This window comes from Mucilaginibacter litoreus (assembly GCF_042676805.1).
In the GTDB taxonomy this organism is placed as follows: domain Bacteria; phylum Bacteroidota; class Bacteroidia; order Sphingobacteriales; family Sphingobacteriaceae; genus Mucilaginibacter; species Mucilaginibacter litoreus.
Map to the genome: position 1 here is coordinate 94,992 of NZ_JBHTHZ010000003.1, position 16,554 is coordinate 111,545.

The window sequence follows — 16,554 nt, forward strand, 5'->3', positions numbered from 1 at the left end:
TTTACGGAAATTGTTCGTATAAGTTATGCAAACCAAATACCATTGGCTATAACGGTACCTTTGCAATAAAAATTAACAGTAGTGTTTTGTTTATATAAGCTTAGAGAAGACAGGAGTAAAGAGGGCGTCTGAATCAGAATTTACAAAATTTAAGAATTTACAGAATTTGTAATCTGCACATCTGAAATTTGCACATGTACAAAGTGTCTGAATCAGAATTTACAAAATTTAAGAATTTACAGAATTTGTAATCTGCACATCTGAAATTTGCACATGTACAAAGTGTCTGAATCAGAATTTACGAAATTTAAGAATCAGAAGAATTTGTAATCTGTATATCTAAAGCAGCATTTGTAATCTGCACATCTGAAATTTGCACATTTACAAAGCGCTTCCCTGCACAACACCTCTTTGCAGTATGCGCTGATCAATACGGTATTGTATCTCGCTTTTTTTTAATCCCCAGTTGGGGGCTATGAGTAATTCGCGGTCGCTAAGGCCAAACAGGCGTTGTATGATAATATCCGGCCTTACCCTCGGGAGCAGGTCGCATAAAAAATCGGCGTACTCATCCAACCCGAAAAGTTTAAAAGGCTCGCGCTTGTATTTAACGCCCATAACGCTGCCCTCTACAATATGCAGGTGATGAAATTTTACAAATTTGATCTGCTTATGGCGGTTGATCTCATCCGCGTAGGCCAGCATCATTTCGCGGGTTTCGCCGGGAAGGCCAAAAATGGTATGCACGCAAATATCCAGCGGGCTGTTTTCTACCAGCTTCAGCGCTTTTAGCAATTCATCATGTGTACAACCCCTATTGATCTGTGCAAGGGTATCGTTATAAATACTTTCCATCCCCATCTCCAGGTCGACGTCAAAGCGGTCGGTATAGCTTTCTAACAAGGCTATCTTCTCAAAGTCGATACAATCCGGCCGGGTACCAACAGAGAGGCCCACTATATCTTCAGTGCCATAGCTCAGGGCCTCGTCATACAACATTTTAAGATAATGTGCAGGAGCATAAGTATTGGTATTCGGTTGAAAATAAATAATGAATTTATCCGCTTTGTTGCCTTTGCGGGCGCGTTCTATACCTTCCATTACCTGCTGGCGCACAGTAGGGGCATTACGGCTAACGCTGGGCGTAAAAGAGTCGACATTGCAATAGGTGCAGCCGCCGTAACCCTTGCTGCCGTCACGGTTGGGGCAGGTAAAGCCTCCGTCTACAATCACTTTAAATACACGTGCCCCTTTATACTTTTCACGTAGCCATGGCCCGTAATTGTTATAACCCTTCTCCCATTGTGCAACAGCTGTTTCCATTACGGCAAAGATACGGTTTTAACAGCAATTTGCAGTTTAGCCTCTCCCCAACCCCTCTCCGAGGGAGAGGGGCTTTGCCTGGTTAGGTGTTTTAATCACAAAATTTGAAAGATAAAAAAGAGGTGGGCCTGTGCGATTCCTTCCCTGGGGAAGGAGGAGGAAGGGGTTAATCTGCGATTAGGCTAACGGAAATGCGGGGGATGTTTAGCCTCTCCCCAACCCCCTCTCCGAGGGAGAGGGGCTTTGCCTGGTTAGGTGTTTTAATCACAAAATTTGAAAGATAAAAAAGAGGTGGGCCTGTGCGATTCCTTCCCTGGGGAAGGAGGAGGTAGGGTTAATCTGCGATTAGGCTAACGGAAATGCGGGGGATGTTTAGCCTCTCCCCAACCCCCTCTCCGAGGGAGAGGGGCTTTGCCTGGTTAGGTGTTTTAATCACAAGATTTGAAAGATAAAAAGAGGTGGGCCTGTGCGATTCCTTCCCTGGGGAAGGAGGAGGTAGGGTTAATCTGCGATTAGGCCAACGGAAATGCGGGGGATGTTTAGCCTCTCCCCAACCCCTCTCCGAGGGGAGAGGGGCTTTGCCTGGTTTGGTGTTTTAATCAAAAAATTTAAAGATAAAAAAGAGGTGGACCTGCGCGATTCCTTCCCCGGGGAAGGAGGAGGAAGGGGTAATCTGCGATTAGGTTAACGGCAATGCGGACAACCCCTCCCTGCCATCGCGCCACCAATCGCACCCCTCCCCAGGGAGGGAAATTAGCCTCGCCTCAATCCCTTTCCTCGGACAGGGACTTTTATTTCTTGATTTTTATAAAAGTTCTTTTTTACCCTCTTTCCGCTTCAGGAGAGAGGGTCGGCGAGCGGAGCGATGTCGGGGTGGGTCATTTAATTAGAATTTTCTATCTTTATCTAACAGGCAAACGCTACTTTTGTAGCCCCATATTCAACACTGTATGATCACCAAGCCTACCATCGACCGTATAATGGAAGCCACAGATATTGTGGAGGTGATAGGTGAGTTTGTACAGCTCAAAAAACGCGGCGCTAATTACATCGGGCTTTCGCCGTTTGCCAACGAAAAAACCCCGTCATTTACCGTATCGCCTGCAAAAGGCATTTTTAAAGACTTTTCATCAGGCAAGGGAGGAAGCGCCGTTACTTTTTTAATGGAGCTGGAAAAGTTTACTTATCCGGAGGCACTAAAATGGCTGGCCAAAAAGTATAGCATAGAGGTTGAGGAAACGGTTGAAAGCAAGGAAAACCGCGAGGAAGATAACCGGCGCGAAAGCCTGATGATCGTATCTAACTATGCGGCTAAGTTTTTTCATGAGAGCCTGTTGGAGATTGAGGAAGGCCAAAGTATTGGTTTAAGTTACTTTAAAGAACGAGGCTTTAGTACCGAAACCATCAAAAAGTTTGAATTGGGTTACTCGCCCGACCAATGGGAAGCGTTTACCGGGCAGGCTTTAAAGGAAGGTTATCAGGAAGAGTTTCTGGTGGAGAGCGGGCTTTCGGTTAAACGTGATAACGGCTCTTTGTACGACAGGTACCGTGGCCGGGTAATGTTCCCTATCCATAGCTTTACCGGCAGGGTAATAGCTTTTGGCGGGCGTACGCTAAAAAGCGATAAGAATGTACCTAAGTATGTCAACTCGCCCGAGTCGGAGATCTACCATAAATCAAACGTGCTTTATGGTTTATACTTTGCCAAGCGTGCCATACGCGAGGAAGATAACTGTTACCTGGTAGAAGGTTATGCCGATGTGATATCGGTGCACCAGGCCGGGATAGAGAACGTGGTAGCTTCGTCGGGTACATCATTAACTGTTGAGCAGATCCGGCTGATTGGCCGACTGACCAAAAACATCACGATACTTTATGATGGTGACGCGGCGGGGATAAAGGCATCACTCCGTGGACTGGACATGATACTGGAGGAGGGCCTTAACGTTAAGGTGGTACTTTTTCCGGATGGACATGATCCGGATTCCTTTGTGCAGAAATTTGGCACCAGTGTTTTCAAAAAACATGTAGATGATAACAAGAAGGATTTTATCCTTTATAAAACCGATATCCTGCTAAAGGATGCCGGTAACGATCCGATAAAGAAAGCGGGTGTAATACGCGAGATCGTAGAAAGTATCGCTAAGATTCCAGATTCGATAAAGGCATCAGTTTTTATTAAAGAATGCAGTACGCAGCTACAGATAGATGAACGCGCCTTGTTATCCGAGCTTAACAAAATGCGCCAGGCAAAGGCAAAAAAGGATAGCGAAAAAAGCTACCGCCCTGAACCTGCGCCTGAAGACCTGTTATTTTTTGATGAGCCGGAAGAAAAAGCCGTAAAGGAACCAGATACACAGGAAAAAGAAATTGTGCGCCTGTTATTGCTCTATGGCAACAAAATGATAGATTGGGATGGTATTGCCAATACCTATATCGGGCCGTTTATGATTGCCGAGTTGAGCGATGTGGAGTTTGACCAGCCGGTTTGCCGGCAATTTGTAGAACTATACCGGCAGGAGATAGAAAACGGTGTGCTACCCGAGGAGCAGCATTTTATACATCATCCGGATAAAGATATTGTTGACCTGGTAGTAACATCACTGGCTACAAAATATATGCTTAGCGAAAACTGGTACGAAATGCACAAAATATTTGTGCCCGATGAACAGGCCAATATGAAGGCTACCATACTTGGTGCCATATTTCACCTTAAAAAGCAGAAGGTAGGCAAGATACTGGAAAACCTGCGTAAGCAATTGCAGGAAACCAACGTGGCGGCCGACCAGGAAATTATACTGAACCAGTACATGCACATGAAAAAGGTGGAAAAGCATATCTCTGATTACTTAGGCTCGGTAATTCTTAAATAATGGCAAACCATAACGATCTTGGCCGAACGGGTGAGGCCCTTGCCAAAGCACACCTGGAAGCATCGGGTTATGAGGTGATAGACGAGAACTGGACTTTTGGTAAAGCGGAGGTTGACCTGATTGCGTATAAAGATGGTATCATTATCTTTACCGAAGTTAAAACGCGCAGCGGAACCGGCTTTGGCCTTCCCGAAGATTTTGTAGATGCACGTAAACAGCGCCTGCTGGCCGAAGCTGCCGACGAATACATTTATTTAATGAACCATAAAGGTGAAGTGCGGTTTGATATAATATCTGTACTTTTCCATCGTAATAATAACCATACACTAAAACATATTGAGGATGCCTTTTGGCCCTCGGCAATGTAAAAATGAATAAAAGATTAGCCCTGTTTGGCCTGCTGGCCATTTTTGCCCTGAGCTGTAATAATAATAAACAACAAGAAGATTTTACACTGGCGCCCGAAGCGGGATCCACCTATAAATCGGGCGAGAACATCTCCGTAAAACTAAGCATACCACAAGGTAACAAGGTTGATTCGGTAGTCTACCTTTTAGATTCAACCCGTATAGGCGCTGCTAAAGATTCATCGGCCATCACCTTAAAAACAGATAGCCTGGTTTTGGGAGCAAGAGTGATAACGGCAAAAATTTACCAGGCAGGTGCAAGTCAGGAGGTTACTACCAACATTGTATTACTACCTGCAAAAGCCCCTCAACAACTTACGTACACAGTAGAGAAAGTGTTTCCGCATGACACCAGCTTGTATACCGAGGGATTGATATACAGCGATAACGGCTTTTACGAAAGCAGCGGCGGCTACCTGTTGCCACCCCCTGATGTGCCGGTGGATGGACAATCGAAACTGGTAAAGACACAACTGGCTACAGGCCGTGTGGTTCAGCAGAAGCTGGTTGATCCCAAGGTGTTTGCAGAAGGCATAGTAGTTATCGGTGATAAAATAATGCAGCTTACCTGGAAGGAAAAGATAGGTTATGTTTACGATAAAAAAACGTTTGAACTGAAAGATACTTTTAATAATAATGTAGGTATAGAAGGCTGGGGGATGACCTACGACGGCAGCAAGATCTACATGGATGATAGCAGTAACCGCATCTGGTTCCTGAATAAGGACACTTACCGGCAAATGGGTTACATAGATGTTTACGACGAAAAAGGCGCTGTAAACAAGATCAACGAGCTGGAGTATATCGACGGAAAAATATACGCCAATATCTACGGCTCGGACGATATCATCGTGATCGACCCCAAAACCGGCGCCGTTGTGCAGCGGGCTGATATGAGTAACCTGTACCCTAAAAACCAGCGCAACCCCGAAGCTGATGTTCTAAATGGTATTGCTTACGACAAAGCTACAGGCCGCATTTTTGTTACCGGTAAAAAATGGAACAAGCTTTTCCAGGTGAAGTTCAAAGCGCAGTAATTGATTTTTTATACGCTGAAGTTTGCTATGGTGAGCCTGTCGAACCATTGGAGGGTGTATAGGTCTTCGACAAGTTCAGACTGACACAAAAGCCGAGTCATGGTGAGCCTGTCGAACCATTGGAGGGTGTATAAGTCTTCGACAAGCTCAGACTGACACAAAAGCCGAGTCATGGTGAGCCTGTCGAACCATTGGATGGCGTATAGGTCTTCGACAAGCTCAGACTGACGCTTATTTGTCATGGTGAGCCTGTCGAACCATCTTCCTACTCCTTGCTGACAGCGTTCTGTCACCCGAATTTTCACAGGTCTGATTATTAAGTATTTATATGTGTTCACATAGTTCATATGTGTGTTCGTGAACGCTATAAAATGTTATCACCGATCGTATGCTTACCCCACTTTATTGTACTTATTACGATACTCTACAGGCGAAAGGCCCGTGATTTTTTTAAAAACCGTGCGGAAAGCCTTGGTGTCCGAGTAGCCGCAATCGTACATTACTTCGTTGATATTTTTACGGCTGCACTCCAATTGTTTTTTTGCTGCTTCTACCTTCACACGCTGAATATATTCTAAGGGACTGTTATTGGTAGCTTTCTTGAAACGGCGCTCAAAGTGGCGTTTGCCTATGGCATATTTCATGGCCAGGTCTTCAACCGATATCCGTTCGGTGATGTTGGCTTCAATAAACTCCTGCGCTTTTTTAATGGGCTCATCCTCATGCGTTTTTTGCCCGTTGAACATAATAAACGGCGACTGGCTTTTACGGTCGATCTCCAGCGCAAAAACCTTAGCCGCCATGATAGACATATCCCGGCCGGCATATTTTTCTACCAGGTAGAGCAGTAAATTCCAGTAAGAGGTTGCGCCGCCGCTACTGTACAGGCCGTTTTGCTCGGTAACAATCCGGTCGTCAACCAGTGTAACCTTCGGAAACATCTCGCGGAATTCATTCGCCGTGCGCCAGTGGCTACTGCACTCTTTGCCGTCAAGCAGTCCGGTAGACGCCAGCAGGAAAGCGCCGATGCAAAGGCTCGCAGCTTCGGCTCCTTTGTGGTGCTGCTCAACTATCCAGGGGACAAACTCCTCGTTGCGTTTAAGGGTGGTTTTGATATCGCCGGATATGGCCGGGATGATGATCAGGTCCGTTTTTTTTACCTCGTGGAGCAGCGCGTCGGTGTGTACCGAAAATAAACCGCCATGCAGCTTCACCTCTTTTTGCAAGCCTACCAATTGCACATCAAACAACGGCGTTTTGCCAGCAGCTTGCAGGAAATCATTTACCCCGGTAAACATAATGCGTGGGTCGGCTATGCTGGCCAGTACGGCTTCGTTGGTAATAAGGATGGATATGTGTCTCATGCCAGGTAGATTGGTTTATAGGTACTGTTGATGGCTGTTATAAATGTAGGTAAAAGCAATGTCGTGAACAACCCCTAAAAAGTCTTTTTTGCACCTTAAGTGTGATAAGTACTGTTGATACCTTTGTATTATCAAAGCAAGTAAAACAAATGAGGAAGCTTAAATTACAGATGCAGCTAAGCGTAGATGGTTTTGTGGCCGGCCCTAATGGCGAGATGGATTGGATAACCTGGAACTGGAGCGACGATATCAAAGCCTATGTGCAGGAGGTAACAGAACCGGTTGATACAATTTTGCTTGGCCGGGTACTTGCCGAAGGCTTTATACCGGTTTGGAAAGAGCGCAGTGCCGACCCATCTGCCGATGCATTTACGCATAAAATGGTAAACGCCCCCAAGCTTGTGTTTACAAAAACGCTGACTGCTCACGGATGGGAAAATACCACGCTTGCTACCGGTGATATTGTTGAAGAGGTGACTAAACTGAAGAATGCAGATGGCGGCGACATAGTAGCTTATGGGGGCGCCCGCTTTGCAGCATCGCTAATAAAGTATAACTTGATTGACGAGTATCATTTTTTTATCAACCCAACAGTAATTGGCAAGGGCATGAGTATTTTTAATGCGCTTGATACGAAACTTTCCCTTAAGCTGGAAAGAGCCCAACAATTTGAATGTGGCATCAGCCTGCTGAAATATACCTCAGGCATTTGATTTAACCCGATGCGCAGGCTCATTGTATCCATGAATGTAACGCTTAACGGCTATATGGCTGATGTGAATGGAGGGCTTGCCTGGCATGCTCAGTTTTGGAATGATGAGATTGCGCGCGCTGTAACCACACAATTGGCCCAGGCCGATACTATACTGCTTGGGCGTCGTACCTTTGAGGCGATGGCGCCTTATTGGATAAACCGTCAGTTTGATCCGCTGGCCGCACGTGATGATGCCGAGTTTGCCGACCTGATGCTGCGGCATGAAAAAATAGTTTTTTCCAGAACATTGACACGTGCAGGCAACTGGCTAAATTCCAGGTTGGCCGGCAAACCCATATCACGCGAAGTTCAGTTACTAAAAAGTGCTGTTGGGAAAGATATACTGGTTTACGGCAGCGGTAAATTGGTTATAGCTCTGGCCCGGCTCAATGCGATTGACGAATACCGGCTGTGGGTACACCCTATAGTGTTAAAAGCAGGCAGGCCTTTATTTAAACCAATAAGTGAGCGACTGCAACTCGCGCCTTGCAGTATCACAAAATTTAGGAATGGTGTGGTGTTGATATGTTATGAGAAACCTGTCATTTCTAACGATAATCGTTCGGAAATGACAGGTCTTTCTAATATTATTATCTCCAGGCTTTGTACTGATTGATCAGGCCATTGGTTGACGAATCATGGCTGGATACTTCAGCATCAGTTTTTAGCTCGGGCAAAATTTTACCGGCGAGCTGTTTGCCCAGTTCAACACCCCATTGGTCAAAGCTGTAAATATTCCAGATGATGCCTTGTACAAATATCTTATGCTCATACATGGCTATAAGGCTGCCTAAGGTATATGGCGTTATCTTTTTAACCAATATAGAGTTGGTTGGTCTGTTGCCTTCAAATACTTTGAAAGGTGCTATTTTAGCAATTTCCTCATCACTTTTGCCAGCCTTTTTCAATTCATCAATTACAACATCTTCGGTTTTACCATTCATTAAGGCCTCGGTTTGTGCGAAGAAGTTTGATAGCAGCATCTGATGATGTTCGCCAAGCGGATTATGCGATTGTGCAGGTGCAATAAAATCGCAGGGGATAAGCTTGGTGCCCTGGTGTATCAGCTGGTAAAAAGCATGCTGGCCGTTGGTGCCTGGCTCTCCCCATATAACAGGGCCGGTTTGGTATTCAACATGCTTGCCGTTACGGTCTACATGTTTGCCGTTGCTTTCCATATCACCTTGCTGAAAATAAGCTGCAAAGCGGTGCAGGTATTGGTCGTACGGTAATATGGCCTGGGTTTCGGCCTCGAAAAAGTTATTGTGCCAAATGCCTATTAATGCAAGAGTCAAGGGCAGGTTTTGTTCAAACGGCGCGGTTTTGAAATGCTCGTCCATGGCGTGAGCACCGGCAAGCAATTGTTTAAAGTTATCAAAACCAATGCTTAATACTATGGATAGGCCTATAGCGCTCCACAGCGAATAACGGCCGCCTACCCAATCCCAAAACTCAAACATATTGGCGGTATCAATGCCAAATTTGGCAACACCATCTGCGTTGGTAGAAAGGGCGGCGAAATGTTTAGCCACATCCTCTTGTTGCGCACCGGCATTAATGAACCAGTCGCGGGCGCTGTGGGCGTTGCCCATGGTTTCCTGGGTGGTAAAAGTTTTAGAGGCAATCAGGAACAAAGTAGTTTCCGGATTAACCTTTTTTAAGGTTTCAACAATATGCGTACCATCAACATTTGATACAAAATGCAGGTTTAAGTGGTTTTTATAAGGCTTTAAAGCTTCAGTCACCATCACGGGGCCAAGGTCAGAGCCGCCTATGCCAATGTTCACTACATCAGTTATCGCTTTGCCTGTATAGCCTTTCCACTCACCAGAGATGATCTTATCACTAAAATCCTTCATCTGCTGCAAAACCCGGTTTACATCGGGCATTACATCCTTACCGTCAACCAAAATAGGACTGTTGCTCTGGTTTCTTAAAGCGATATGCAATACCGGCCTGCCCTCAGTTACGTTGATCTTCTCGCCAGAGAACATCGCCTCAATTGCCTTGTTTACACCACACTCTCGCGCCAGTTGTATCAAAAGGGCGATAGTTTCTTCATCAACGCGATTTTTTGAATAATCAAGCAAGATATCTTCAAACTGTAACGAAAACTTTTCAAAGCGTTCATTATCAGTATCAAATAATTCTTTCAAGCTTTTGGCTACAATATCTATAAAATGATCTGTAAGATACTTGTATGCCTGGGTGGTGGTAAAATCGATATTTGGCAGCATAATTGAATGAGTTTTTTCAAAAGTAGCAAGTTATAACCTACGCTTTTCATTAAAATAAAAAAAGGACTTAAGTGTGAAAATAACAGTTATCACTTAGTGTTTGTTTTACACCTTAAAATTGTCATTTTGATAAAATATTTTGGTTATTTTTTTGAAAGTCAAAAGTTTTAGTTAGTATATTTGTTTTCTTGGTAATAAAAGTAATTTCTTATCAAGAATATTTTAATCTGCCATTAATACATATTTTTTTATGTTTGAGAAACTGTTTTTGCTTGTAAAAGATAACTCCCGCAAGGCAGTTATAGAAAATCCGGTTATTCAGGAGAAAGACCGTGATGCAGTGATGAATGATGCTTCCAGCTCTATCATAGAGGTATTAAAAAACCAGATGGAAAACGGAAAAATCAAAGATCTTATTAAATACTTTCAGTACCCGGATATTTATGAAAATCCGCTTATAGGAAGTGCAGTAAATAAGTTTACTAATAAATTAAATAATTATTATCAAATCAATACACCGGAAGCAACCGCTATAGCCGAGGAGCTGATTCCGCCTGTAATGCATGAAATGATAAAGCAGTCCAAACTAAAGGAAAACAATAACGTATTCAGCCTTGATGCTATCTTAAGCAAGCTGAGCGGAAACCTTGATATGAGTTTGGTGCTAAACCAGCTGCGCATAGCTTAAATTAAATTTTTAAAAGGGCTTAAATTGCATTTGTAATTTAAGCCCTTTTTTATTTAGCCCAGCGCTGTATATATTTGCCATTATATGACTAAAGAAAACATCCAGGATTTAAGGGACAGAGTAACGTCCCTGAGGAGGCATCTTTGACATCGATACCAAACTCGATGCGATGCAAAAAGAACAGGATATAACCATAGGACCTAACTTTTGGGATCATCCTAAAGAAGCAGAAAAAGTGCTTGCTTCTATTAAAACAAAAAAAGTATGGACGGATGCTTTTCAGCATGTATCGTCTATAGTAGAAGATACCAACGTTTTATTTGAATTTTATCAAAGCGGCGATGCTACCGAGGCCGAGATGCAGGAGCAGTATAATACTGCCGTTACTGCGGTTGAAGAGCTGGAGTTTAAAAATATGCTCAGCGCCGAAGAGGATCAGTTGAATGCTGTTTTACAAATCACGGCCGGTGCCGGTGGTACCGAAAGCTGCGATTGGGCCAGCATGCTGATGCGTATGTATATTATGTGGGGCGAGAAGAATGGCTACAAAGTAACCGAACAGGATTACCAGGAAGGCGATGTAGCCGGTGTAAAAACAGTTACCCTTCAGTTTGAGGGAGAGTTTGCTTACGGCTACCTTAAAGGCGAAAATGGGGTGCACCGGCTGGTACGCGTATCGCCGTTTGATGCGAACGCTAAACGCCATACTTCATTTGCCTCGGTATATGTTTACCCGCTGGTAGATGATACTATTGAGATTGAAGTTAATCCTGCCGATATAGAATTTGAAACCTTCCGTTCTGGCGGTGCCGGTGGCCAAAATGTGAACAAGGTGGAAACTGCCGTGCGTTTATACCACAAGCCATCGGGTATTATCATCAAAAACCAGGAGTCGCGTTCGCAGTTGCAGAATAAGGAAAATGCCATGCGCTTGCTTAAATCGCAGCTGTATGAAATTGAGATGCGCAAACGCCAGGAAACTACCAATGCCATAGAAGGCAGCAAAAAGAAAATTGAGTGGGGGTCGCAGATCCGTAACTATGTTTTGCACCCCTATAAGCTGGTGAAAGATCTGCGTACAGATCATGAAACCTCTAACGCGCAGGCCGTGTTAGACGGCGACCTGGACGATTTCCTGAAAGCCTACCTTATGGAGTTTGGCGGCGATAAATAATCATCATCATAACATTCAGAAAAAACGATACTGCGTACACAGTATCGTTTTTTTATGCGCTAAATTGTATATTGCCTGAGCCGATAACTGATATTATGAAACTTTTATTAACTGTTTTGGTGGTGGCAGCAGCCACGCTTAAAAGCTACAGTCAGCAACAACCTATCCCACTTTATAAAACCGTTCCGAATGCTAAACCTACACCGGTAACGTATAAAGAAACCATAAACGAAACCTCATGGATTTCCAAAGTCAGCATACCAACAATTACACCTTATTTCCCGGCAAAAGGTACAGCTAATGGTACGGCGATAATTATTTGCCCTGGTGGCAGCTATGTTGGCCTTGCCTCTGCGCATGAGGGTAGTTTGGTGGCTCAGCAGTTTACCAAAATAGGTGTTACTGCCTTTGTGCTGAAATATCGCCTGCCAAGCGACAGCATTATGGCTGATAAAAGCATTGGGCCACTGCAGGATGCTCAACGCGCCATACAACTAGTAAGGCAAAATGCTAAACAATGGGGTATTGATGCTAACAGGGTAGGTATCATAGGCTTTTCGGCCGGAGGGCATCTGGCATCAACAGCCGGTACCCATTTTGATAAGGTTGTTATTGATAATAAAGATAACATCAGCCTTCGGCCTGATTTTATGATGCTGATCTACCCTGTAATTACTTTTGGGGAGAAAGCACACGTAGGTTCACGCGAAAACCTGATCGGGAAAGATGCCACACAGCAGCAGATAGATCTGTACTCCAACGAAAAGCAGGTGACTGCTAACACGCCGCCAACTTTTATCGTTTTTGCTGAAGATGATGATGTTGTACCGGTAGAGAACGGATTAATGATGTATAGCGCTTTGCTGCAAAATAAGATACCGGCAGAAATGCACTTGTTCCCTAAAGGCGGCCATGGTTTTGGTTTGATCAACCCCAAAAGCAAAGGCTTGTGGTTTGATTGGGCTAACACCTGGATGCAGGATAACGGATGGTTAGGTAAATAATTCAGGAGTTAACAATCTCCAGCAGTTCATTCAGCTCATCTACCTTTTCCGACGAGCCCAGATGCTCATAGGCACTGATCAGATTGCGTATAACGCGTTTGATAATATCGGTATTTGAACAGGGCTCGTAAAATTGCTTATCGTATTGCAGGTTAAGCTGTTTTAAAAACATATCTACATCTCTGCGGCCAAATATAAAGCCCTTGTTAAAAGCATTGATATAAAACAATATCCCGCCTTCAAACTCTGTTTCCAGGCTTTCATCTACATAAGCCAGTATAAAGTGCTGCGGTAGGTTAACCCCATAAACAGGGATATCCAGCTTTTGAGCAATGATAGAATAAATAATGGCCAGTGATATCTGGTTGCCTTTTTTTGTTTCCAATACCTGGCTGATGTAGCTGTTCTGCGGGTCGCGGTGGTTAGTGGTATTGCCGCTGAAGCCATGTATATTGTAAAGTATATGGTTGATCAGCTTTACTTGCTCCACCGGGCTGGCCTCGTTGTTCATCTGTATCCATATATCCCGCTTGATAGATTCGATCTGGTTGATCACCTTTTGCTCGTCAAGGTCGGGATACTGGTACCGGTTGATGATCAGGATACCCTGCAGCAGATCGAACGCGCCGCCCTGGTACCAAAGCTTCAGGTCGTTTTTGATGATGCCTAATTGTATCTCATGTACAAGGTTGGCAATACGCTCCTGCTGTATAGGGTCAAAAGCTTCGCCAAAGGCGTTTTCCAGGTATTGTATGGCTGCTGCACCATACGATAACAACTTTTGATGCACATGATTGTATATCTCTGCGTCCGGATCGTCCAATAGTTTAATAAGCGAATTGACTTCGGTTGGGTTGATCATATATCTTGTTATGCTAAAATACTTAATGCTTTTAATATTTTTACAGCTATGTTCAATATAACGTTTGCCAAAGATTTTCTGTTGCACCGCCTAACGTCAAAAAACCGTCATGGTTTACATTCGCCGTTTGTATACCGATTGGTAGATGAGGTGATTTACGACAGCGCTGAAAAGCATGAGTATGAAACCATTGAACAGGAGAGGGACCGCCTTTTACTTGATGAGCGTTTAATAACCGTTACCGATTTAGGGGCAGGATCTCAGGTCAACAAAAACAGGCAGCGCAAAATCAGCGATATAGCCCTTAACTCGCTTAAAACGCCAAAACTGGCCAAACTTATTTACCGGTTAGCAGCTTTTACCAGGCCAAACAACATTATTGAGTTAGGCACCTGCCTGGGTATAACTACTTTATACCTGCGCCGTGCAGCTCCCGAAGCTACAGTTTATACCCTGGAAGGATGCCCCCAAACCGCCGGTGTGGCGCAGGAGCTGTTTAGCAAAGCCGATGCAAATAATATTAATGTAGTAACAGGAAATTTTGATGATACCTTACCGGATGTTATTGCCTCAAATGCAAAACTCGACTTTGTGTATGTGGATGGTAACCATCAATATGATGCTACAATGCGCTATTTTAACTGGTGCCTGCCTAAGGTACACGAGGGCACTATGCTTATTTTTGATGACATTTACTGGAGTGCCGGCATGAAACGGGCCTGGGCAGAAATCAAGGCCCATCAACAAGTCACCGCAACTGTCGACCTTTTCTGGATAGGATTGGTTTTTTTTAAACCGGGCCAGGCTAAGGAAGACTTTAAGATCAGGTTTTAATTTTAACAGACTGTTTATTAGCCAATAATTTATTCGTCACTTACCTTAATACCATTAAAAACCTGATGCAGGCAGGTATTCAGTTGTTTATGGCTTTCTACCCGGGCTTTAAATTTGCTGTAGTGTTGCCGCTCAAACATAGCCATCTTAACTTTCATATCTTCCAGCATTTCCATGGCTTCATGTAATAGTTTAAGGCGTTCTTCGCTTAGTTTTTCAATGGTATTCATGATGCAGGGAATTTGCATCAAAGGTAAACATCTAACAAGATAATTGCTAAAAATTTTAGTAATTATCTTGTTCTTTAATTACTTTCCAAACGCCCAGCATAAAAATTTAGGCATAGCCTTACCCCAGGTAGCTGTATCATGCGTGCCGCCAAGCATTTCAAGATACTGTATATCGGCAGGGCGATGGTAACCTTTGGCAAGCAGCTCTTTTATTATATCTATGGTATCGTCAATAGAATCAATAATGCCGTTGTTATTGCGGTCAGCAATTTCGTCTTTTGTGCCTGTTTGCAGCCAGAACTTAAGCGCTGGTTTGTTTGATGTGCCTTTTATAACATTATGCATTATACGGTCGTCATCAGTATAGCCCTTGGTAAGGTCTTTACTTCTCCACCAGAACGAAGCTGAGAATGCGCCTACCTTATCAAAAAGCTGCGGGTTATTCCAGGCAATATCAAAAGCCGAAAGTCCGCCTAACGAGAAACCTGCAAAAGCCGTACTTTCAAAATGCTCAATACCGGTATGCTTTGTTATAAATGGCAGTAACTCCTTCGTAATAAATTGAGTATATAAACCGGCTTTTGCTCCGCGTTTTTTAAAATCGGGCTTACCGGCTACGCCGTATTCCTGTAAACGCTCCTCGCCTGCATGTATAGCAGCAACCAGCAGCGGTTTAAGGCAATTTCGTTCGTAAAGGTTTTCTAAAGTATCGGTTAAGCCAAGCGCTTCGAGCTCCTGTCCGTCGTTAAGTAAAAGCAGGTTAAGCGGTTCTGCAATTGTGCCGGCTTCGGGCATCAGCAATGTACAGGTAACATCGCGGTTAAGCAGGGTTGAGTTTACTATCAGTTCCTGGGCTTCTATTCTCATCTCTGTCTCTGTACTGTAGTACATATCGTATCGTTAATTAGGGCTGCAAAAGTAAGGTTATTATTACAAATTGCCTAAAACAGAATGTTTGCCCTAATGTTGACATTTATGGTCAAACATATTAATTTACAGGTACAAACAATATATTTTGAAGGAGCAATATCATCGTTGGCATTCGCCTAACCTTAACCTCGATCTGGAAATGCTGGTTTTTGGCCACAGGGGTTACCCGGTACTACTTTTTCCTACCACCAAAGGCCGTTATCATCAAAATAAAGATTTTGGCCTTATTGATAGTGTACGCTGGTTTATAGATGAAGGCCTTGTTAAAATTTACTGCCCCGATACTATAGATGCGTTAAGCTGGTACGATAAAGGTATTCACCCGGCCGACCGTGCCCGCAATTACTCCTGGTACGATAAAATGCTGGTGGATGAGCTGGCTCCCTGGGCCATGCAAGAAACTGGTGTTGACAAAGTAGCCGTTGCCGGATGCAGCTTTGGGGGTTACCACGCCGCCAACTTTGCTTTTAAACACCCGGATATGGTAGGGCACCTATTTACAATGAGTGGCGCTTTTGATATCAAAATGTTTACGGATGGGTATTATGATGACAACATATTTTATAACAACCCGGTTGATTATCTGCCAGGCAGCAATAACCCAGCGCTTTGGAACATGAATATCATTTTAGGTACATCAGAGCATGATATGTGCAAAGATTATAATATTCAGCTTTCGGGCATGCTCAATCAGAAAAATATTAATCACTGGTTGGATATCAGGCCCTTTGCAGATCATGACTGGCCCATCTGGCGCGAAATGTTCCCACATTATTTAAGCACAATTAAGTAAATTGGGCATTAGATTTATCAAAACTGAATTTAATGCAGAATTTA

Annotated in this window: 16 protein-coding genes; 10 read left to right on the forward strand and 6 right to left on the reverse strand. The window is 43.8% G+C overall.

Going from position 1 to position 16,554, the window contains the following annotated elements; translation table 11 throughout:
- Nucleotides 1-381: 381 nt before the first annotated feature.
- Nucleotides 382-1,323 (reverse strand): TIGR01212 family radical SAM protein, encoded by a 942-nt coding sequence (locus ACFQZX_RS06300; protein ID WP_377112712.1) that lies wholly within the window; start codon nt 1,321-1,323, stop codon nt 382-384.
- Nucleotides 1,324-2,273: 950 nt separating this feature from the next.
- Here ACFQZX_RS06300 and dnaG point away from each other — a divergent pair.
- Genes dnaG through ACFQZX_RS06315 form a run of 3 tightly spaced genes read left to right on the forward strand, consistent with a single transcriptional unit; the run spans nt 2,274 to nt 5,640 of the window.
- A complete protein-coding gene (gene dnaG / locus ACFQZX_RS06305) occupies nt 2,274-4,196 on the forward strand; it encodes a DNA primase (RefSeq protein WP_377112715.1) in 1,923 nt (640 codons plus the stop codon).
- On the forward strand, nt 4,196-4,564 hold the full coding sequence (locus tag ACFQZX_RS06310; protein WP_377112717.1) for a YraN family protein: 369 nt from the start codon (nt 4,196-4,198) through the stop codon (nt 4,562-4,564). The genes dnaG and ACFQZX_RS06310 overlap by 1 nt, the downstream gene beginning before the upstream one ends.
- Nucleotides 4,565-4,566: 2 nt before the next feature.
- Nucleotides 4,567-5,640 carry a glutaminyl-peptide cyclotransferase gene (locus ACFQZX_RS06315; protein ID WP_377112720.1) on the forward strand — a complete coding sequence of 358 codons (1,074 nt, stop codon included), beginning with the start codon at nt 4,567-4,569 and terminating at the stop codon, nt 5,638-5,640.
- A 392-nt stretch (nt 5,641-6,032) separates the two neighbouring features.
- On the opposite strand, the gene ACFQZX_RS06320 is transcribed toward ACFQZX_RS06315, so the two are convergent.
- Nucleotides 6,033-7,004, reverse strand: coding sequence for a GlxA family transcriptional regulator (locus ACFQZX_RS06320; RefSeq protein WP_377112723.1), 972 nt, complete (start codon nt 7,002-7,004; stop codon nt 6,033-6,035).
- Between the two features lie 149 nt (nt 7,005-7,153).
- Here ACFQZX_RS06320 and ACFQZX_RS06325 point away from each other — a divergent pair, with 149 nt between their 5' ends.
- A complete protein-coding gene (locus tag ACFQZX_RS06325; protein ID WP_377112726.1) occupies nt 7,154-7,717 on the forward strand; it encodes a dihydrofolate reductase family protein in 564 nt (187 codons plus the stop codon).
- Nucleotides 7,718-7,726: 9 nt separating this feature from the next.
- Nucleotides 7,727-8,374 (forward strand): dihydrofolate reductase family protein, encoded by a 648-nt coding sequence (locus ACFQZX_RS06330; protein ID WP_377112728.1) that lies wholly within the window; start codon nt 7,727-7,729, stop codon nt 8,372-8,374.
- On the opposite strand, the gene pgi is transcribed toward ACFQZX_RS06330, so the two are convergent.
- Nucleotides 8,349-9,995, reverse strand: coding sequence for a glucose-6-phosphate isomerase (gene pgi / locus ACFQZX_RS06335; protein WP_377112731.1), 1,647 nt, complete (start codon nt 9,993-9,995; stop codon nt 8,349-8,351). The two genes, ACFQZX_RS06330 and pgi, sit on opposite strands and share 26 nt — an antisense overlap.
- A gap of 250 nt (nt 9,996-10,245) precedes the next feature.
- Here pgi and ACFQZX_RS06340 point away from each other — a divergent pair, with 250 nt between their 5' ends.
- From ACFQZX_RS06340 to ACFQZX_RS06350, 3 genes are all read left to right on the forward strand, one after another.
- A complete protein-coding gene (locus tag ACFQZX_RS06340; protein ID WP_377112733.1) occupies nt 10,246-10,683 on the forward strand; it encodes a hypothetical protein in 438 nt (145 codons plus the stop codon).
- An 84-nt stretch (nt 10,684-10,767) separates the two neighbouring features.
- Nucleotides 10,768-11,857 (forward strand): peptide chain release factor 2 gene (gene prfB, locus ACFQZX_RS06345; protein WP_377112736.1). Its coding sequence is split into 2 segments (ribosomal slippage): nt 10,768-10,827 and nt 10,829-11,857, totalling 1,089 coding nucleotides; the frame shifts between segments, so codons are not numbered across the junction.
- Nucleotides 11,858-11,952: 95 nt separating this feature from the next.
- Nucleotides 11,953-12,861 carry an alpha/beta hydrolase gene (locus ACFQZX_RS06350; RefSeq protein WP_377112738.1) on the forward strand — a complete coding sequence of 303 codons (909 nt, stop codon included), beginning with the start codon at nt 11,953-11,955 and terminating at the stop codon, nt 12,859-12,861.
- Between the two features lies 1 nt (nt 12,862).
- On the opposite strand, the gene ACFQZX_RS06355 is transcribed toward ACFQZX_RS06350, so the two are convergent.
- Nucleotides 12,863-13,723: a transglutaminase-like domain-containing protein gene (locus ACFQZX_RS06355; RefSeq protein WP_377112741.1), complete on the reverse strand. Its 861-nt coding sequence runs from the start codon at nt 13,721-13,723 to the stop codon at nt 12,863-12,865.
- A gap of 48 nt (nt 13,724-13,771) precedes the next feature.
- Here ACFQZX_RS06355 and ACFQZX_RS06360 point away from each other — a divergent pair, with 48 nt between their 5' ends.
- Nucleotides 13,772-14,557, forward strand: a complete 786-nt coding sequence (locus ACFQZX_RS06360; protein ID WP_377112743.1) for an O-methyltransferase — start codon at nt 13,772-13,774, stop codon at nt 14,555-14,557.
- 29 nt (nt 14,558-14,586) lie between these two features.
- Here ACFQZX_RS06360 and ACFQZX_RS06365 read toward each other — a convergent pair whose 3' ends face one another.
- Nucleotides 14,587-14,787: a hypothetical protein gene (locus tag ACFQZX_RS06365; protein WP_377112745.1), complete on the reverse strand. Its 201-nt coding sequence runs from the start codon at nt 14,785-14,787 to the stop codon at nt 14,587-14,589.
- A 78-nt stretch (nt 14,788-14,865) separates the two neighbouring features.
- Complete coding sequence (locus tag ACFQZX_RS06370) at nt 14,866-15,678, reverse strand: alpha/beta hydrolase (RefSeq protein ID WP_377112747.1); 813 nt, start codon at nt 15,676-15,678, stop codon at nt 14,866-14,868.
- Between the two features lie 124 nt (nt 15,679-15,802).
- Here ACFQZX_RS06370 and ACFQZX_RS06375 point away from each other — a divergent pair, with 124 nt between their 5' ends.
- Nucleotides 15,803-16,510, forward strand: coding sequence for an esterase family protein (locus tag ACFQZX_RS06375; RefSeq protein WP_377112749.1), 708 nt, complete (start codon nt 15,803-15,805; stop codon nt 16,508-16,510).
- Nucleotides 16,511-16,554 lie beyond the last annotated feature (44 nt).